General features: G+C 59.5%; 15 protein-coding genes. 10 read left to right on the top strand and 5 right to left on the bottom strand.

The window, feature by feature from the left end; translation table 11 throughout:
• Positions 1-245 precede the first annotated feature (245 nt).
• From L6D63_RS02725 to L6D63_RS02715, 3 genes are all read left to right on the top strand, one after another.
• Positions 246-1301, top strand: coding sequence for a tetratricopeptide repeat protein (locus tag L6D63_RS02725; protein WP_047294601.1), 1056 nt, complete (start codon positions 246-248; stop codon positions 1299-1301).
• A 140-nt stretch (positions 1302-1441) separates the two neighbouring features.
• Positions 1442-2944, top strand: a complete 1503-nt coding sequence (locus L6D63_RS02720; RefSeq protein WP_047294604.1) for an ATPase domain-containing protein — start codon at positions 1442-1444, stop codon at positions 2942-2944.
• Positions 2941-4611 (top strand): ATP-binding protein, encoded by a 1671-nt coding sequence (locus tag L6D63_RS02715; protein ID WP_047294605.1) that lies wholly within the window; start codon positions 2941-2943, stop codon positions 4609-4611. The genes L6D63_RS02720 and L6D63_RS02715 overlap by 4 nt, the downstream gene beginning before the upstream one ends.
• A gap of 114 nt (positions 4612-4725) precedes the next feature.
• Here the strand turns inward: L6D63_RS02715 and L6D63_RS02710 are convergent, their stop codons facing one another.
• The 5 genes from L6D63_RS02710 to L6D63_RS02690 are packed head-to-tail and all read right to left on the bottom strand — an operon-like array spanning position 4726 to position 11279.
• Complete coding sequence (locus L6D63_RS02710) at positions 4726-5103, bottom strand: response regulator (RefSeq protein WP_016774860.1); 378 nt, start codon at positions 5101-5103, stop codon at positions 4726-4728.
• Positions 5104-5147: 44 nt separating this feature from the next.
• Entirely contained in the window at positions 5148-6362 is a 1215-nt protein-coding gene (locus tag L6D63_RS02705) for a hybrid sensor histidine kinase/response regulator (RefSeq protein ID WP_041064291.1), read from the bottom strand.
• Positions 6356-6949 (bottom strand): chemotaxis protein CheB, encoded by a 594-nt coding sequence (locus L6D63_RS02700; protein WP_131670494.1) that lies wholly within the window; start codon positions 6947-6949, stop codon positions 6356-6358. Before L6D63_RS02700 ends, L6D63_RS02705 begins: the two co-directional genes overlap by 7 nt.
• Positions 6946-7779: a CheR family methyltransferase gene (locus L6D63_RS02695; RefSeq protein WP_041064296.1), complete on the bottom strand. Its 834-nt coding sequence runs from the start codon at positions 7777-7779 to the stop codon at positions 6946-6948. Before L6D63_RS02695 ends, L6D63_RS02700 begins: the two co-directional genes overlap by 4 nt.
• Positions 7779-11279, bottom strand: a complete 3501-nt coding sequence (locus L6D63_RS02690; protein ID WP_131670495.1) for a response regulator — start codon at positions 11277-11279, stop codon at positions 7779-7781. The genes L6D63_RS02695 and L6D63_RS02690 overlap by 1 nt, the downstream gene beginning before the upstream one ends.
• 260 nt (positions 11280-11539) lie before the next feature.
• Here L6D63_RS02690 and L6D63_RS02685 point away from each other — a divergent pair, with 260 nt between their 5' ends.
• The 7 genes from L6D63_RS02685 (at position 11540) to L6D63_RS02655 (ending at position 18749) form a co-directional block, all read left to right on the top strand.
• Positions 11540-11902: a response regulator gene (locus tag L6D63_RS02685; protein ID WP_047294609.1), complete on the top strand. Its 363-nt coding sequence runs from the start codon at positions 11540-11542 to the stop codon at positions 11900-11902.
• An 82-nt stretch (positions 11903-11984) separates the two neighbouring features.
• The gene (locus tag L6D63_RS02680) at positions 11985-13277 is read left to right on the top strand and encodes a glycosyltransferase (protein WP_131670496.1); all 1293 of its coding nucleotides are present in this window, start codon (positions 11985-11987) and stop codon (positions 13275-13277) included.
• A gap of 145 nt (positions 13278-13422) precedes the next feature.
• On the top strand, positions 13423-14292 hold the full coding sequence (locus L6D63_RS02675; RefSeq protein ID WP_131670497.1) for a phosphatidylinositol-specific phospholipase C domain-containing protein: 870 nt from the start codon (positions 13423-13425) through the stop codon (positions 14290-14292).
• Positions 14293-14360: 68 nt separating this feature from the next.
• Positions 14361-15266 carry an AraC family transcriptional regulator gene (locus L6D63_RS02670; RefSeq protein ID WP_041064319.1) on the top strand — a complete coding sequence of 302 codons (906 nt, stop codon included), beginning with the start codon at positions 14361-14363 and terminating at the stop codon, positions 15264-15266.
• Between the two features lie 233 nt (positions 15267-15499).
• Positions 15500-16810, top strand: a complete 1311-nt coding sequence (locus L6D63_RS02665; RefSeq protein ID WP_131670498.1) for an ABC transporter substrate-binding protein — start codon at positions 15500-15502, stop codon at positions 16808-16810.
• A gap of 173 nt (positions 16811-16983) precedes the next feature.
• Positions 16984-17910 carry a carbohydrate ABC transporter permease gene (locus L6D63_RS02660; RefSeq protein WP_047294620.1) on the top strand — a complete coding sequence of 309 codons (927 nt, stop codon included), beginning with the start codon at positions 16984-16986 and terminating at the stop codon, positions 17908-17910.
• Between the two features lie 8 nt (positions 17911-17918).
• Positions 17919-18749 (top strand): carbohydrate ABC transporter permease, encoded by an 831-nt coding sequence (locus tag L6D63_RS02655; RefSeq protein WP_131670499.1) that lies wholly within the window; start codon positions 17919-17921, stop codon positions 18747-18749.
• The last annotated feature ends 33 nt before the right edge of the window (positions 18750-18782 follow it).

Here is an 18782-nt window from a genome sequence, read left to right as displayed (position 1 = left end):
GCTCCTTTGGTTGGCCGCAACCAACCAATTTTTTGCCCCGCGTATCATTCGGTCGCGGGGCTTTTTTGTGCCCGCCCCTGTAGGAGCTGCCGCAGGCTGCGATCTTTTGATCTTGAACATCAAAGTCAAAAGATCGCAGCCTGCGGCAGCTCCTACAGGTGAATTCGCAAGCACGGGTTTGACTCATGGCCTTCTCTGACCGAAGCTTGCCCCTCTGCTAAAGAACACCCGTTCACGGAAATCGCATGCCTCAGTCCCGCCGCTACCTGCTCATCAGCCTTGGCCTCGTGCTGATCATCGTCGTTGCCTGGTTATCTCTGCGCTCCACCGCCCCGGTAGTGCCCGAGGCGATCAAGCGCGGCTACAGCGAAGCCCTGACGGCGGCCCGCTCCGGGCAGCCCGGGGCGGCACGGCAGTTGTACCAGCAATTGGGGCGCCCGGACTTGTCGGCCAAGCGCAGCGTCTGGCTGCTGGCCGAACTGCCCAACTATCCAAGCCCACAAGCGCTGAAACTGGCCGACGCACACCTGCAGAACGAAGCCCCGGAAGTCCGGCTGGCAGCGATTCAAAGTGTGGTCGGGCTGGTGCCTGGCGGGCAACGCAGCCTGCTGCTCGGGCCGATGCTCGACGATGAAGATCAAAACGTGCGTTTTGCCGCGATCAACGCCCTCCTCGGTCTGACGCCAGATGAGCTGGGTCTGTATTTCGCCCCGTTGCAGCAAGCCATCGATGGCTGGGAACAAGTGCTCAAGGGCCAACCGGAAAGCGCCGCCACCTTTGCGCAGCTGGCGCGCCTGTATCTGCACAACGCCGAGCTCAAACAGGCGCAGCAAGCGCTGGACAACACGCTGCGTCTGGAACCGGGCAACCTGCCGGCGCTGGTGATGCAAATCGATGTGCTCGATCGCCAGGGTCAGAGCGACGCCGCGCGCCAGTTGCTCGCCAAACAACTGCAGGCGCAGCCGGATTCCGCCTATCTGCAACACGCCTTGGGCCTGTGGCTGTTGCACCACGGCCAGCGTGAATTCGCCCTGCTCGGCTTGTCCAAAGCCGTCGAACTGGAACCGGACAACAAGGATTACCGCTACGACCTCGCCACCACCCTGCATGCCGCCGAAGAACTGGAAGCGGCGCAAAAACAATTGCAGGAAGTCGTGCAGCGCCACCCCGCCGACCGTAAGGCTCGGGTGCTGTTGATCAATTACTGGAAGGAAAGCGGACAGTTGCAGAACGTGCAGATTCTGCTGGCGCAACTGGAGCAGATGAACCCCGACGACCCGGCCCTGCAGCAGGGACTTTGAGCCGTTGGCCGCTGATTCAATGACACTTTGCTATCGAAACCTCGGAACCGTCATGAGCGGCAGCGGTCAAGTAATCAGGTAGAGCACAACGGCTGGTACAGCCTGCTGCCTCGATTCCCCTAGTCATGAGAGGGCATTCTTTGTCTACGTCCAACGAGTTGATCAGTGCAAAAGCCGCCACCGGCATCATTGGCCTGGATGACATCCTCGCCGGTGGTCTGTCCCGAGGGCATGTGTTTTTGCTCGAGGGTGAACCCGGTACAGGCAAAACCACCGTCGCGTTGCATTTCCTGTTGGCGGGCGCCCGTGCCGGCGAACGCTGTCTGTACATCACACTGTCGGAAACCGAGCGTGAACTGCGCCAGGGCGCAGCCTCTCACGGCTGGGAACTGAACGAGAACATCGAGATTTTCGAGCTGACACCGCCGGAAAGCCTGCTCAACGCCGAACATCAGCAAAGCCTGCTGTATTCCTCAGACCTTGAGCTCGGTGAAGCCACCAAGCAGATTTTCGAGGTGGTCGAGCGCTTCAAACCGACCCGTGTAGTGCTCGACAGCCTGTCGGAGATCCGCCTGCTGGCGCAAAGCTCGCTGCGTTACCGCCGGCAGATTCTGGCGATCAAACATTACTTCGTGCGTTACGACGCCACGGTCCTGCTGCTAGACGACCTGACCACCGAGTCCCTCGACAAGACCGTGCACAGCGTCGCCCACGGCGTCATCCGCCTCGAGGAGCTGACCCCCAATTACGGTGCCGAGCGCCGCCGCGTACGCATCATCAAGTACCGCGGGCAAAAGTACCGTGGCGGTTACCATGACTTCACCATCATGGGCGACGGGGTCCATGTATTTCCGCGCCTGGTCGCTGCCGAACACCGTGGCGACTATCCACGCCTGCAATTGACCAGCGGCATCAAGGAAATGGACGCCCTGCTCGGTGGTGGCATCGAGACCGGTTCCAGCACATTGATCCTGGGCCCGGCCGGTACCGGCAAATCGCTGATTTCAATGATCTTTGCTGCCGCTGCCGTAGCACGCGGTGAAAAGGCAGCGCTGTTCATCTTTGATGAAGAGCTGGGTCTACTCTTCGAGCGGATGAAAAATATCGGCATCGACCTCAAGGCCCTGCAAGCGACCGGCAACCTGCTGATCGATCAGGTGGACGCCGCCGAACTGTCCCCCGGCGAGTTCTCGCACCGGGTGCGTCGCTGCGTCGATGAGGGCAACATCAAGACCGTCGTGATCGACAGTATCAACGGCTATCAGGCCGCGATGCCGGAAGAAAACGCGCTGGTGCTGCACATGCATGAGTTGCTGCTGTATCTGAACCGCAAAGGTGCGGCGACATTCATGACGGTTGCCCAACATGGTCTGGTCGGCGACATGCAGGCGCCGGTCGATATCACTTACCTGGCCGACACGGTGATCCTGCTGCGCTACTTCGAAGCCATCGGCAAAGTCCGCCGAGCCATTTCCATTATCAAGAAACGCACCGGCAACCACGAGTCGACCATCCGTGAATTCCGCATTTCGGGCCAGGGCATGACCATTGGCGAACCGCTGGAAGCGTTCCAGGGTGTGTTGCGGGGCGTACCGACTTACCTTGGCGCCAGCAATCCGCTGTTGCGGGAAGAAGCCTTGTGACAGCCTCCGTTTCACTGCCGGAACGGGCGCTGATTCTCGCGCCCATGGGCCGCGACAGCCAAGTGGCGCTGATGATCCTCAATGAGGCGGGTTACGGCGGGGTCATCACCCCGGATCTGGGCGCATTGTGCGCTGAACTGGAACCTGGCGCCGGGCTCTTGTTGATTGCCGCCGAAGCGTTGCGCGGCCCGGAACTGGAAACGCTTCTGCATTTTCTGGAGCAGCAACCGGCCTGGTCGGATCTGCCGATCGTCTTGCTGACGCACCACGGCGGTCCCGAACAAGGCCCGTCTTCTCGCCTGAGTGAATTATTGGGCAACGTGACCTTTCTCGAGCGTCCGTTTCATCCGGCGACCCTGGTCAGTCTGGTATCCACCGCCCTGCGCGGGCGACGACGACAGTACGAAGCCCGTGATCGCCTGATCGATCTGAGTGAAAGTGAACGGCGCCTGCAATCAACCCTTGAAACCCTTGAGCAGCAAGTCGAGGAACGCACCGCCCAGCTTCGCCACAACGAGGAAGCCTTGCGCCAGTCGCAGAAAATGGAAGCGGTCGGTCAACTCACCGGCGGTATTGCTCACGACTTCAACAACATGCTCACCGGGATCATCGGCAGCCTTGAATTACTGCGCCGGCGACTGGCTCGCGGGCGCCTTGATGACCTCGACAGCCTGATCGATCTGGGCGTCACCTCAGCCAACCGCGCCGCCGGCCTGACCCACCGTTTGCTGGCATTTTCCCGCCGGCAATCGCTGGACTCCAAAGCCGTGCAGATGAATACCCTGGTGCTGTCGATGGGCGAGTTGCTGCAACGCAGCCTCAACGAAAGCATTCAGCTCGACATGCGCCTGAACGACGATTTGTGGGTCGCTGAAGCCGACCCCAATCAACTGGAAAGTGCCCTGCTCAACCTGGTGCTCAACGCCCGGGACGCGATGCCCGAGGGTGGCAAACTGGTGGTCGAAACCAGCAATCAGGTCCTTAAACAGGAGTTCACCGAGGCCTACACCAACCTCGAACCTGGCGAGTACGTCATGCTCAGCGTCACCGACAACGGCAGCGGCATGCCACAGAGCGTGATCAACCGCGCGTTCGACCCATTCTTCACCACCAAACCGATCGGCCAGGGCACCGGTTTGGGCCTGTCGATGATCTATGGCTTCAGCAAACAGTCCCGTGGTCACGTCTCGATCGACAGCGAAATCGATCAGGGCACCACGGTCAAACTGTACCTGCCGCGCTTCCGCGGCGAGGAACTGGAGCATCCGGTGTCCGCTGTTCAACAGGCCCCGGAGGCGATGGACGGCGAGACGGTGTTGATCGTCGAAGACGACCCTGCCGTGCGCGTGCTGGTCAGTGCAGTGCTCAGTGAGTTGGGTTATGCATTTGTCGAAGCCGGCGATGCCGATGGCGCCTTACCGATCCTCAACTCGACGCAGCGCATTGATCTGTTGATCAGTGACGTCGGCCTGCCGGGCATGAACGGCCGGCAACTGGCGGAAATCGGTCGGCAGTACCGGCCGGGGCTGAAGGTGCTGTTCATTACCGGTTATGCCGAGCACGCCGCTGTGCGCGGTGGGTTCCTCGACCCGGGCATGCAGATGATCACCAAGCCGTTCACCTTTGATCTGCTGACCGCCAAGGTCCGCGAGATGATCAAGAACTGACCCCCAAAAACGCCTGTAGGAGCTGCCGCAGGCTGCGATCTTTTGATCTTGTTTTTTAAAATCAAAAGATCGCAGCCTGCGGCAGCTCCTACAGGGGCATTTCAGTGTTTTTGATCAGGCCAGCAATTCCTGAATCTTTTCCTGCAACACGTCCAGATCGAACGGTTTTTCCAGGATCGGCGCCTTGCTGGTGATCGGGCTGCCGGTCTCGCGGATTTCCTGCGGGTAGCCGCTGATGAAGATTACTTTCAGGTCCGGACGCAGCTTGACTGCCGGCTCGGCGATCTGCACGCCGGAGATCCCGCCCGGCAGGCGGAAGTCAGTGATCAGCATGTCCAGATGCGGTTTGCTCGCGAGAATCTCGAACGCCTGCTCGCCGTTTTCGGCCTGCAACACGCGGTAACCCTGCCCCGACAGATAGTCTGTCAGCACCATCAAGATAACCGGTTCGTCCTCGACGACGAGTACTACATCTTGTGCATCTACGCTCATGGGAAGCCTTTGTTCGGTCAATAGCTGCTGATACGACCGTGCGGTCACTCAGAGGTTGCGTCGGATATGCCGTTTTCCTGGATTGGCAGACAAACGCGAAACAGGGCGCCTTCGTTGATTTGACTCTCGACGACGATGGAACCGCCATGGGCGGCGACGATCTGCTCGGAAATGAACAGACCCAGCCCGAGACCAGCCACTACCGTCTTGGCGGAAACCCGTTCGAACTGTTGAAAAATACGCTTCTGATTCTCTTCACTGATGCCGATGCCGCGGTCCTGAACTTCGACCCGCGCCTCATCACCTTCACGGTACACCCGCACCTGGATCGGGCTGCGACCACCGTAGCGCAGAGCATTGGTCAGCAGGTTGGACACCACCTGCTCAATGCGGAACTCGTCCCAATAACCTTCCACCGGCCCGGACGCAGTGAACGACACTTCGGTCTCGGCGGCTTCTATCTGCTGGGCGAAATTCTGCAGCAGGTTGCTCACCAGTTGCACCAGATCGAACCGCTCCGGACGGATCGACAACTTGCCGGTACGAATCCGCGAGACGTCGAGCATGTCTTCGATCAGACGGATCAGGCTTTTGATCTGGCGCTCGTCGCGATCGACCATCGCGTGCATCTTGTCGAGGGTGAACGCCGCAGCGTTGTCCCGGGCCAGGTGCATCTTGCGCAATTGGGTTTCGAGTATCAGGCCATTGAGCGGCGTGCGGACTTCGTGGGCGACGATTGACATGAAGTCATCGCGCATACGCACCGCCTGCTCCAGTTCCAACTGAGTGCTCTGCAGCTGTTGCAGCAGCGCTTCCTGCTCGCGGCGGGCCTGCTCCAGGGCTTCGACCTGTTGCTTCATGGCCTTGCTCTGGCGGTACAGGTCGACGAACACGTTGACCTTGCTCTTCACCGCGTGAATGTCCAGCGGCTTGTGCAGGAAGTCCACCGCCCCGCTCTCGTAGCCCTTGAACGCGTAATTGAGTTCGCGGCCGGCGGCGCTGACGAAAATGATCGGGATGTTTTTGGTTTTCTCGGTGCCGCGCATCAACTCGGCGAGTTCAAAGCCGTTCATGCCCGGCATCTGTACATCGAGGATGGCCATGGCGAACTCGTGTTGCAGCAGCAGCGAAAGTGCTTCGTCCGCCGACAGCGCCTTGTACACCGTGCGGTCCTCGCGCTTGATCAGCGCTTCGAGGGCCAGCAGGTTCTCCGGCAGATCGTCGACGATCAGCAATTTGGCCTGGATATTACTCAGCATGCGATTCGTTCCAGCTCGACAAGCAGACGGCCGATGCCGTGAATGGGTAGGACATGGTCAGGCTGCTGAACCTTCAGCGCAGCCAGAGGCATGGTGGCGACCTGCGCGTCCTGCGGGTCTTGAACAATGGTCAGTCCGCCGCGCCGTTTGACTTGCGCCAGACCGCGAGCACCATCGTGATTGGCACCGGTCAGCAACACGGCAGCCAAGGTTGCGCCGTAAGCATCAGCGGCGGATTCAAACAGGTAATCAATGGCTGGCCGGGAATGGTGCACGCGGTCTTCAAGACTCAGCGACAGACTGCGATCCTGCTCAACCGACAGGTGGTAACCGGGTGTCGCGAAGTAAACCGTACCGGGAGCGATGTCCTGTTTGTCGGTCGCCTCTTCCACCGGCAGCATCAACCGTCGGGCGAATACTTCGGCCAACTGGCTGCGGCGCTCTTCCGGCAGGTGCAACACGACAATGATTGGCAGCACATAGCCTTGGCGCAGCGGCGCGAGCAGGGTCAGCAGGGCCTCGACCCCACCAGCCGAAGCGCCGACCACGATGGCCTCGACACGAGGCAAATCCAAGGCATCGTTCATAATTTGCGGTAGATCCGTTCTTGTTTGACCAGCGGCTCGAACTGATTCGAGTAGCCGGAAAAATCCAGCGTTTCCTTGCTGCCCAGCACCAGAAAGCCACGGTGGCACAGCGATTCATGAAACAGACCGAAGGCACGGTCCTGAAGTTTCTTGTTGAAGTAAATCAGTACGTTGCGGCAGGAAATCAATTGAGTTTCGGAGAACACACTGTCGGTCGCCAGGCTGTGATCGGCAAAGGTCACGTTCTCGCACAGGCTCTTGTCGAAAATCGCGTAGCCGTAGGCTGCGGTGTAGTAATCGGCGAAGGAGCGCTGGCCGCCGGCCTGCTGATAATTGGCGGTGTAGGCGCGCACGTTCTCCATTGAGAAAATCCCCTGCTTGGCCTTGTCCAGCGAGCGCGGGTTGATGTCGGTGGCGTAGATGATCGTACGCTCGAGCAGGCCTTCCTCGCGCAGCAGAATCGCCATCGAATAGACCTCCTCACCGGTGCTGCACCCGGCGATCCAGATCTTCAGCGACGGATAGGTCCGCAGCAGCGGCACCACTTCCTGGCGGATCGCCAGAAAGTGCGACGGATCGCGAAACATCTCGCTGACCGGGATCGTCAGCAATTGCAGCAGCTGCATGAACGCAGTCGGATCGTGCAGCACTTTCTCCTGCAACGCCGAGATCGTCGCGCACTCGAACTGGCTCAAGGCGTGCTGCACCCGGCGCTTGATCGAAGCGCCCGAGTAATCACGAAAATCGTAGCTGTACTTGAGGTAGATCGCCTCAATCAACAAGCGTAATTCGATTTCGCTGTTGCGCTCCACGGAGTGACTGCTGTCCACTAAATGCGTTCCATCTTCGGTAACCACACGCGAATCAGCGAGAACAGGCGATCCAGGTCGATGGGCTTGGCCAGGTAATCGTTGGCGCCCGCCTGCAGGCAGCGCTCCTGATCGTCTTTCATGGCCTTGGCCGTCACCGCAATGATCGGCAGCTTGCGCCAGCGCGGATCCTTGCGGATCTCAATAGTGGCTTCAAAGCCATCCATCTCCGGCATCATCACGTCCATCAACACCAGATCGATGTCCTCGACTTCATTCAACTTATCAATCGCTTCGCGACCATTACGGCCGATCACCACGACTGCACCTTTGTGTTCCAGCGCACTGGTCAGGGCGAAGATGTTGCGTACGTCGTCGTCCACCAGCAACACCTTGCGGCCTTCGAAGACCTTGTCGCGACTGCGGGCGGTCTTGAGCATCTTCTGCCGTTCATGGGACAACTGCGATTCGACTTTGTGCAGAAAGAGTGTGACCTCATCCAGCAGGCGTTCCGGGGAGCGCGCGCCCTTGATGATGATCGAACGCGAATACTTGCGCAGCTCGGCTTCTTCATCGCGCGTCAGATTGCGCCCGGTGTAGACGATTACTGGCGGGAACGAGCAGATGTCCTCGGTGGACATGCGCTTGAGCAGATCGTTGCCGAGCATGTCCGGCAACTTCAGGTCGATCACCATGCAGTCGTAGATCGTGGTACGCAGTTTCTCCAGCGCATCCTGCGCCAGACCGACGGCCGTGATCTCGATGTCATCGTCACCGATCAGGCGGGCAATGCTTTCGCGCTGCAGATCGTCATCTTCGACCAGCAGCACGCGTTTGACTTTCTGGGTCAGCTTGGCTTCGAGACGGGCGAACACGTCCTTGAGCTCTTCACGGGTGGTCGGCTTGACCGCATAACCGATCGCGCCCATGTGCATCGCCGCTTCAACGCGGTCCTCGACCGAGATCACATGCACCGGGATGTGCCGGGTTTCGGCATGTTCTTTCAGGCGTTGCAGCACCGTCAGCCCGGAATGGTCCGGCAGACGCATGTCGAGCAGGATCGCATCCGGTACGAATTCGCGAGCCAGGTCGTAACCTTCGTCGGCACCGTGAGCCACCAGGCACTGGTAACCCAGTTCGTGGGCCAGATCGTAAAGAATGTGGGCGAAATTCGGCTCGTCCTCCACCACCAGAATGCAGCGCGTGGCGAACGGTGCCTTGCCACGGTCGTCGGCAAAGCGCGGGATGTGCACCGGGGCCATGGGCGAAACCGCAATCGACGGCGGCGCCACCGGGGCCGGACTCGATACCGGCGGCGGCGTAAAGGACAACGGCGCGGACGGTGTGTCGCACGGCTCGCTGTATTGCTGTGGCAACACCAGGGTGAACACGCTGCCCTGCCCCGGCACGCTGCTGACGCTGATCGAGCCGCCGAGCAAGGCCGCCAGATCCCGCGAAATCGACAGACCAAGACCGGTGCCACCGTACTTGCGGTTGGTGGTGCCGTCAGCCTGGCGGAACGCTTCGAAGATGCTTTCCTGCTGATCCGCGGCGATACCGATCCCCGAATCGCGCACGATGAAGGCAATGCGCTCGTCTGGCTGGCCGGCGATGGTCAGGCTGACCGCGCCGTGCTCGGTGAACTTCACGGCGTTGGACAGCAGGTTCTTGATCACCTGCTCCAGGCGCTGGCGGTCGGTGTACAGCATGATCGGCGCATCCGGCTGCAACTCGACGCTGAAGGTCAATTGCTTGTCCGCCGCCAGCGGCTCGAACACGCTGCGCAGGCCGTCGGCCAGCCGCGCGACACTGGTGTTTTCCGGGATCACTTCCAATTTGCCAGCCTCGACCTTGGAAATGTCGAGAATGTCGTTGATCAGGTTCAGCAAATCGTTGCCGGCGGAATAGATCGACTCGGCGAACTTGACCTGCTCGGCCGTCAGGTTGTCCTGCGGGTTCTCGGCCAGCAGCTTGGCGAGGATCAGTGAACTGTTCAGCGGCGTGCGCAGTTCGTGGGACATGTTGGCGAGGAATTCGGACTTGTACTTGCTCGAGCGCTGCAGCTCCTCGGCGCGCTCTTCAAGCTGCACCTGAGCCTGATTGAGTTCGGTGTTCTTCTGGTCCATGGCGTCGCGCTGCTCGGCCAGGGTTTGCGCCTGTTCGGCCAACTGCTCGTTGGTCTGTTCCAGCTCGACTTGCTGGGTTTCCAGATGCGCCTGGGATTCCTTGAGAATCCGCGACTGTTCTTCCAGCTCTTCGTTGGCGGTTTTCAGCTCTTCCTGCTGCACCTGCAACTCTTCGTTGAGCTGCTGGGTTTCGGCCAGCACTTCCTGCAGACGCTGGCGATAACGCGCCGCTTCGATCGAGGTGCCGATGTTGCCGGCAATCAGTTCCAGCAAATCGATATCGCGGTCGGTGAGCGGACGCAAGAAGCCCAGCTCGATCACGCCGTTGACCCGGTCGTCATCACTGGTCGGCACCACCAGCACACTGCGCGGCAGGCCCGCGCCCAGGCCGGAGCTGACCTTGAAGTAGTCGGCCGGAACCGAATCCAGACGAATCAGTTGCCCCTGCTGGGCCACCTGGCCGACGATGCCTTCGCCGCTGTAGATCTGCTGATCCTTTTCTTCCTGCTCGCGGGAGAATCCGTAGGACGCCACGCGCTTGAGGCCGCCGTGTTCTTCACGCACGTACAGCGCCGCCACCGCCGTGCCGAGGTATTGCGCGCAGAACTGCAGAATATTGCGCCCCAGCAGGTTCAGCGTCAGTTGCCCCAGCACCTGCTCCGCCAGCTCGGTCTGGCCGCTGCGCATCCATGCCTGGCGTTCCAGCCGCTCGGCGCTGGCCTGTTGCGCGGCGAGAGTGGCGCTGTAGCTGTCAGACAGACGAACCAGATCACGGCGACCGACATACGCCAGCAAACCACTGATCCCGGCGATAAACAGCAGGTACAGGGTGATGCTCCAGATTGTGGTGCGGCGCACCTCTTCGTTGCGCGTGGTGCGCAACTGTTGCTCCATGTCGATCACGTCTTCGAATTGCTTGCGGATCTCGTCGGTCAAGCGCTTGCCGCGCCCGGCCTTGACCGCACCCCGGTAATCACCGCTGGAGCGCTGCAGATCGATCATCGACTGCGCGTAATTGGCCCACTCGACCTGCAACGCCTGCAGACGCCGCAACCGGTCGGTCTGCACCGGGTTGTCGGCGGTCAGTTCGAGCAAGGTGTTGAGGGCCACGTTGATCCGCGGCTTGGCGGTCTCGTACGGGTCGAGGAAATGCTCATCGCCACTGAGCAGGAAGCCGCGCATGCCGGTTTCCAGATCAACCGTGAGTTTCACCGCTTCGTTGGCGTTATTGATGACGCGATCGGTGTGCTCCACCCACTGGATCACCGACAGCAGATAAGTAATCAGGGATACAAAGAACACGGCGCTGAGTGCGCCAACGCCCAGCGGCAATCCGATGTTGCGCGTCAGGAGTTTGCGAAACCGTGTTTCATCAATCGAAGACGGAGTGGGCATGGGGCGGCCTTGTCGAACTGTCGAAACCCGGGAGTTTGCCCCAAAACGGTCGTATGGATCCATTTTTCTGACTGCTTTGGCAGCAATTTCCTACATTTTCCTGCGCTTACCGAGCACCAACCGTTATCCTTGCGCCGCGAAGAGCAGCTAATCTTTTTTCCGTTGAATCGGGAACTTGTGGCCATGCGCCACTTACTCATGCAAGAGCCCGGCATTTTCGACCGGTCGCCATTCCGATTTCCTTTTTTGAGAGCACCCATATGTCCACCCCAGCGCCCACCATCCTTGTAGTAGAAGACGACGACATCGTACGCATGCTCATCGTCGATGTGCTGGAGGAACTGGAGTTCAGGGTGCTGGAGGCGGACGACGGCGAGTCTGCGCTGAATATTCTCGGGGATCAGAGCAAGGGTATCGACTTGATGATGACCGATTACGGCCTGCCGGGCATGACAGGCAGTGAACTGGCCGGCAAGGCACGTGAACTCCGCGCCACCCTGCCCGTCCTGTTCGCCAGCGGTTACGCCGAAAACATCGACGTACCTGCCGGCATGCACGTGATCGGCAAACCGTTCTCCATCGATCAATTGCGTGACAAGGTCAAGGGCATCCTGGGCCAGTGATTGGCCTTGATCCGGCAGCGGCTGCAGATGTGGTCTAATTGCGCGCCATTTTTAGCCGCCTGCCTGCAAGGAACACCTGTCAATGACTGCATCCCCCGCCACCAAAGTTCTGGTCATCGGTTACGTCTGGCCCGAACCGCGCTCTTCGGCAGCCAGCGGGCACGTGATGCAGATCCTCGATACATTCCTGCAGCAAGGCTGGGACATCACCTTCAGCAGCCCGGCCGGCCCGGGCGAGCACAAGGCTGACCTGACCGCACTGGGCATCCGTGAGGTGCCGATCGAACTCAACAACAGCAGCTTCGATGTTTTCATCCGTGAACTGGCGCCGGATATCGTGCTGTTCGACCAGTTCATGATGGAAGAGCAATTTGGCTGGCGCGTCGAGAAGCAATGCCCGGATGCCTTGCGGGTGCTGGAGACTTCCGACCTGCAGAGCCTGCGCCACGCCCGCCACCAACGGCTCAAGGAACGTTTGAAAGACGACCCGGACAATCAGGACTTCAGCGCACTGTTCGCGCCGGCGCTGCGCGAAGAGTTCGAGTTGATGGCCGATACCGATCTGGCCAAGCGGGAAGTCGCCGCGTTGTACCGCTGCGATCTGAATCTGATGATTTCCGAAGTGGAAATCCAGTTGCTGGTCGAACAGTTTCAAGTCCCTGGCGAACTGCTGCACTGGTGCCCGCTGATGCTCGCCCCCCCGCGCGGTTCGTTCATTTCCTTTGAAGAGCGCGCGCACTTTCTGAGTATTGGCAACTTCCGTCACGCGCCCAACTGGGACGCCGTGCTGTGGATGAAGACCGCCGTCTGGCCGCTGATCCGCCAGCAATTGCCCGGCGCTCAACTGCATATCTACGGCGCCTATACGCCGCCCAAGGCCACTGCCCTGCACAACGCGGCGCAGGGGTTTCATGTGATGAACTGGGCAGAAGATGCGCTGCAAGTGATGTCGCAAGCCCGGGTTTGCCTGGCGCCTTTGCGCTTTGGCGCGGGGATCAAGGGCAAGCTCGTCGATGCAATGCTCTGCGGTACACCCAATGTCACCACGCCCATCGGTGCCGAAGGCATGTGCGGTGCGCTGTCATGGCCGGGTGAAGTGGCGCTGTCGGCCCAGGCCCTGGCCGATGCCGCGGTCGCTCTGCACGAAGACCAACAGCGCTGGACTGACGCACAGCAGGCCGGCGTCGCGTTGTTGAACGCGCGCTATCGGCAGGCTGATCACGGCCCGGCGCTGATCGCTCGCTTGCACTATTGCCGCGATAACTTGTCGGCATTACGGCGCGCCAACTTTACTGGCAGCATGTTGCGTCACCACTTGCACAAAAGTACCCAATACATGGCGCAGTGGATCGAAGCCAAAAACCAGAAAAGTTGATAAGCCAACACTGCGAAAACACAGTACCAACACTTTGCAAAGAGTGCTGACTTGTAGTTTTTCCGACTGCATCAAAGAATAACTTCCGAACTGATCAAACAATGTGACTGGTCGGAAATAAACTTTATCTGCAACGGAATGCACCATGAGCAACTACCCTTTAAAAAACTGGATGGCGTCCGCACCCGGTATCGACCAACTGACCCTGGGCGAAGTGGTCTGGCCCGGAGCCCATAACGCCGGGCTGGATTACGATTTTTCGTATCCGGCGTATCTGCAGCCGGCAAAAAACTGGTTTGTCTGTCAGGATGGCCCGTTCATTCAACAGCTTAACGAAGGCGTTCGCGCTTTCGACGTGCGTCTGCATGCGGATGAACACTGGCTGGGCATCAAGAAGTTCCATACGTTTCATGGCTTGAAACTGTTCCAGGGGCGTGCCTTGAGCGAACTTGTCAAAAGTCTCAACGTTTTCCTCAGTGATAACCCGAACGAGTTCATCGTATTGGACATACATGAACTCAAGGGCATCAATAATCAACTATTCGATTACAAGGGCTTGCACGAAGTCATCACCATGGAGTTGGGTTCGCGGCTTATTCCCAGAAACAATAGCCAGCTGACCATTGAACAACTTAAAAAGATCAGTCCGGTACAACGAGTGGTGTTGGCAAGCGACTCGCACCCGGATTTCAGGTCGCCCCTGTACTGGCCGCAAATCCGTCATGAGTGGAGCGGTTCAGATATCACCTCTGCCGAGCAACTCAAGCAACACATCACACGAACACTGGCCAACCCGCCGCCGTCCGGCAGCCTCTGGTCGTTATCGGCCACCAGCTATGGCGAACTGGCCGGCGTCAAGCGGATCACCCACGAACTCAATCAATGGTTTGGCCCGGACTCGGGCTGGGCGCCAAAGTGCAGCATTATCAATGCCGATTTCGTCGGTGCCACGCGGCTGGCGGAATATTGCCAGCAGATCAACCATGCCAAAGGTCTGGTCAAGGCCCGGGGTTGAGGTGCTGGAACTGTCCGTGACGCGCGTGCATGATGAGCATCCGGACATAACAACAGAACGTATCGGACATGACTCGGGCTACCAGAATCACTGATCCCTCCTACGAGCTGATGGACGATCACAACGGGTTGTCCATCATCTACCGTCAGCATGGTTTTCCCTGCCCGTTAGTGCGTTGGCATTTTCACAAGGAATACGAACTGCACCTGATCGTCGCCAGTTCCGGCAAGGTCTTCATCGGCGACTACATCGGCAACTTTTATCCGCAAACGCTGTTCCTTACCGGACCCAATCTGCCGCACAACTGGATCAGCCAGGTGGCCGAAGACGAAGTGGTGGAAAAGCGCGATATGCTGGTGAACTTCACCGATGAGTTGTTCGACAGCGGGCACCAGGTGTTTGCCGAACTCAAGACCCTGGCGCCGCTGCTGGAGCGCGCGCAATACGGCATCGAGTTTCGTGACAAAGACACGATCCGCCAGGCCATGACGCTGATGCAGCGAATTGCCGATACACGCGGCATCACTCGTCTGGGGCATTTTTTCATTCTGATGGAGTTGCTGGCGGCGACAGACGACTATCAGTTGCTGTCCGGCGCCACCAACACGCAACTGGCCGACGAGCACAACATCGACCGCACCAACCGCGCCGTCGATTTCATCTTCGACCATTACGCCCGGGAGCTGACGCTGGAAGAAGTCGCCGAGCATCTGGGGATGAAGCCGACCTACTTCAGTCGCGTATTCAAACAGGCCACCGGGCGCAACTTCATCGAGTTCGTCAATCGCCTGCGCATCAGCAAATCCTGCGAACTGCTGGCCGACGGCGACAAGCCAGTGACCGAGGTGTGTTTCGAGTCGGGGTTCAACAATATTTCCAACTTCAATCGGCGCTTCCAGCAACTCAAGGGCATGACGCCTTCACACTATCGACGCCTCGCGGTGCAGCGCCTGACCGAACAGAATCACGCTTGATAGCCACATCAAAAGATCGCAGCCTGCGGCAGCTCCTACACCGATCCCTGTAGGAGCTGCCGCAGGCTGCGATCTTTTTTGCCAGTGCAAAAAAGTATCGGTTCAAGTGCGATGGATGATTTGTCAGCCTGTCGATTGAGGGCTGTAATCAGCACACATTCTTCCTGCACAGGAAGACACAAAAACAATAACTGTCCTTCTGCTTCCCAACGGACGCAGAAAAGGAGTGCACGATGCAACCCACTGCAAAAGCTCTGCTTGCCCTCACTTGCATGACCCTCAGCAGCGTCAGCCTTGGCGCCCAGACCCTGACCATCGCCACCGTCAACAACAGCGACATGATCCGCATGCAAAAACTCTCGAAAACCTTCGAGGCCGAGCATCCGGAGATCAAGCTCAATTGGGTGGTACTGGAAGAAAACGTGTTGCGCCAACGCCTGACCACCGACATCGCCACCCAGGGCGGGCAGTTCGACGTATTGACCATTGGCATGTACGAAGCCGCACTCTGGGGCGCCAAAGGCTGGCTGGAACCGATGAAGGACCTGCCGGCCAGTTACGCCCTCGACGACGTGTTCCCGTCAGTGCGCGAAGGGCTCTCGGTCAAGGGCTCGCTGTACGCTTTGCCGTTCTACGCTGAGAGTTCGATCACCTACTACCGCACCGACCTGTTCAAGGACGCCGGCCTGACCATGCCCGAGCGTCCGACCTGGGAACAGATCGCCGGCTTCGCCGAAAAACTCACCAACAAGGACAAAGAGCAATACGGCATCTGCTTGCGCGGCAAGGCCGGCTGGGGCGAGAACATGGCGCTGATCACCACCGTCGCCAATGCCTACGGCGCGCGCTGGTTCGATGAGAAATGGCAGCCGGAATTCAATGGCCCGGAGTGGAAAAACGCGCTGAACTTCTACGTCGACAACATGAAGAAATCCGGCCCGCCGGGCGCTTCCAGCAACGGTTTCAACGAGAACCTCGCGCTGTTCAACAGTGGCAAGTGCGCGATGTGGGTGGATGCGTCTGTCGCCGGTTCGTTCGTCACCGACAAGACCCAGAGCAAGGTCGCCGATCACGTCGGCTTCACCTTCGCCCCGCATCAGGTCACCGACAAGGGCTCGGCATGGTTGTACTCGTGGGCACTGGCGATTCCGACCAGCTCCAAGGCCAAGGACGCCGCCAAGGCCTTCAGTGCCTGGGCGACATCCAAGGAATACGGCGAGCTGGTGGCCAAGACCGACGGCATCGCCAACGTGCCGCCGGGCACCCGCGCCTCGACCTACAGCGATGCTTACATGAGCGCGGCGCCGTTCGCCAAGGTCACGCTGGAATCGTTGAAAGCGGCAGATCCGAGCAAACCGACGCTGAAACCGGTGCCGTACATCGGCATTCAACTGGTGACCATTCCTGAATTCCAGGGCGTCGGCACCCAGGTCGGCAAGCTGTTCTCGGCAGCGCTGATCGGCCAGACCACGGTGGACCAAGCCTTGGCTGCTGCGCAGCAAACCACCGAACGCGAGATGAAGCGCGCGGGTTATCCCAAGTAACCACTACTTGACCTGTGGGAGCTGGCTTGCCAGCGATGGCGATTGAGCAGCCAACATCAATGTCGGATGTGCCCGCCTCATCGCTGGCAAGCCAGCTCCCACAGGGTTCGCGTCGATGTCAGGACGGTTGTCTTTCCTGAACATGTATCTGCACCCAAACGGTTGTGATCACCATGAATACTTCAACTGCCAAAGCCCACCTCGACCTGGCGCAACCCCAGCGCAAAGTCCGCGTACGCAATCCCGGCTGGTTTCTGGTCAGCCCTTCGGTGGCCCTGTTGCTGCTGTGGATGATCGTGCCGCTGGGCATGACCATTTACTTCTCGATGATTCGCTACAACCTGCTCGATCCGGGGGTGAACGAGTTCGTCGGGCTGGAGAACTTCAGCTACTTCCTCACCGACTCAGGCTTCTTGCCCGGCGCCACCAACACCCTGTTGCTGGTGGGCAGCGTGCTGCTGATCAGCGTGGTGTTCGGGGTGTTGATCAGCGCGTTGCTTGAGGCCAGCGAGTTTCTCGGCCGCGGTATCGTGCGAGTCATGCTGATCTCGCCGTTCTTCATCATGCCCACCGTCGGTGCGCTGATCTGGAAGAACCTGATTTTCCATCCAGTCTCGGGGATTCTCGCCTACGTCTGGCGGCTGTTCGGCGCCGAGCCGGTGGACTGGCTGGCGCACTACCCGCTGCTGTCGATCATCATCATTGTCTCGTGGCAATGGCTGCCCTTCGCGATCCTGATCCTGATGACCGCCATGCAGTCCCTCGACCAGGAACAGAAGGAAGCCGCCCGTCTGGATGGCGCTGGCCCCGTCGCGATCTTCTGGCACCTGACCCTGCCCCACCTGGCGCGGCCGATTGCCGTGGTGGTGATGATCGAAACGATCTTCCTGCTGTCGGTGTTCGCCGAGATTTTCACCACCACCAACGGTGGCCCCGGCTACGCCTCGACCAACCTCGCCTACCTGATCTACAACCAGGCGCTGGTGCAGTTCGACGTCGGTATGGCCTCGGCCGGCGGCTTGATTGCCGTGGTCATCGCCAACATCGCCGCGATCATTCTGGTGCGGATGATCGGCAAAAACCTGACTGACAAAGCCTGAGGCCTGCCATGACCCTTCAACAATTCCGCCGGCTGCAAAGCCTGCTGCTCGGCACCCTGGCCTGGGCCATCGCTATCGTGATTTTCTTCCCGATCTTCTGGATGGTGATGACCAGTTTCAAAACCGAAATCGACGCGTTCGCCACGCCGCCGCAGTTCATCTTCACGCCGACGCTGGAGAACTACCTGCACATCAACGAGCGCAGCGACTACTTCAGTTTTGCCTGGAACTCGGTGGTGATCTCGTTCAGTGCCACGGCGCTGTGCCTGCTGATCGCGGTGCCCGCCGCCTACTCGATGGCGTTCTACGAAACCCAGCGCACCAAGGGCACGCTGCTGTGGATGCTCTCGACCAAGATGCTGCCGCCGGTAGGTGTGCTGATGCCGATCTACCTGCTGGCCAAGAGTTTCGGCCTGCTTGATACGCGCATCGCGCTGATCGTGATCTACACGCTGATCAACCTGCCGATCGTGGTCTGGATGGTTTACACCTACTTCAAGGACATCCCCAAGGACATCCTCGAAGCTGCCCGCCTCGACGGCGCCACCCTCGCCCAGGAAATGCTCCGCGTGCTGCTGCCGATCGCCAAGGGCGGCCTGGCCTCGACCGTGCTGCTGTCGCTGATCCTGTGCTGGAACGAGGCGTTCTGGTCGCTGAACCTGACGTCGTCGAAAGCCGCGCCACTGACCGCGTTGATCGCCTCGTACTCCAGCCCCGAAGGCTTGTTCTGGGCCAAGTTGTCAGCGGTCTCGACCCTGGCCTGTGCGCCGATCCTGATCTTTGGCTGGATCAGCCAGAAACAACTGGTGCGCGGCCTCTCATTTGGCGCCGTGAAATGAATCAAAAGCAAAAGATCGCAGCCTTCGGCAGCT

Origin of the sequence: Pseudomonas parakoreensis (genome assembly GCF_021602155.1) — a bacterium.
Classification (GTDB): domain Bacteria; phylum Pseudomonadota; class Gammaproteobacteria; order Pseudomonadales; family Pseudomonadaceae; genus Aquipseudomonas; species Aquipseudomonas parakoreensis.
Note: the sequence above shows the minus strand (reverse complement) of the source record. Positions and strands in the feature narration are given on the sequence as shown.

Coding starts and splice junctions, on each gene's coding strand:
- L6D63_RS02725 (WP_047294601.1), top strand. CDS start 246: ATGCCTCAGTCCCGCCGCTACCTGCTCATCAGCCTTGGCCTCGTGCTG.
- L6D63_RS02710 (WP_016774860.1), bottom strand. CDS start 5,103: ATGAGCGTAGATGCACAAGATGTAGTACTCGTCGTCGAGGACGAACCG.
- L6D63_RS02705 (WP_041064291.1), bottom strand. CDS start 6,362: ATGCTGAGTAATATCCAGGCCAAATTGCTGATCGTCGACGATCTGCCG.
- L6D63_RS02700 (WP_131670494.1), bottom strand. CDS start 6,949: ATGAACGATGCCTTGGATTTGCCTCGTGTCGAGGCCATCGTGGTCGGC.
- L6D63_RS02690 (WP_131670495.1), bottom strand. CDS start 11,279: ATGCCCACTCCGTCTTCGATTGATGAAACACGGTTTCGCAAACTCCTG.
- L6D63_RS02685 (WP_047294609.1), top strand. CDS start 11,540: ATGTCCACCCCAGCGCCCACCATCCTTGTAGTAGAAGACGACGACATC.
- L6D63_RS02680 (WP_131670496.1), top strand. CDS start 11,985: ATGACTGCATCCCCCGCCACCAAAGTTCTGGTCATCGGTTACGTCTGG.
- L6D63_RS02675 (WP_131670497.1), top strand. CDS start 13,423: ATGAGCAACTACCCTTTAAAAAACTGGATGGCGTCCGCACCCGGTATC.
- L6D63_RS02670 (WP_041064319.1), top strand. CDS start 14,361: ATGACTCGGGCTACCAGAATCACTGATCCCTCCTACGAGCTGATGGAC.
- L6D63_RS02665 (WP_131670498.1), top strand. CDS start 15,500: ATGCAACCCACTGCAAAAGCTCTGCTTGCCCTCACTTGCATGACCCTC.
- L6D63_RS02660 (WP_047294620.1), top strand. CDS start 16,984: ATGAATACTTCAACTGCCAAAGCCCACCTCGACCTGGCGCAACCCCAG.
- L6D63_RS02655 (WP_131670499.1), top strand. CDS start 17,919: ATGACCCTTCAACAATTCCGCCGGCTGCAAAGCCTGCTGCTCGGCACC.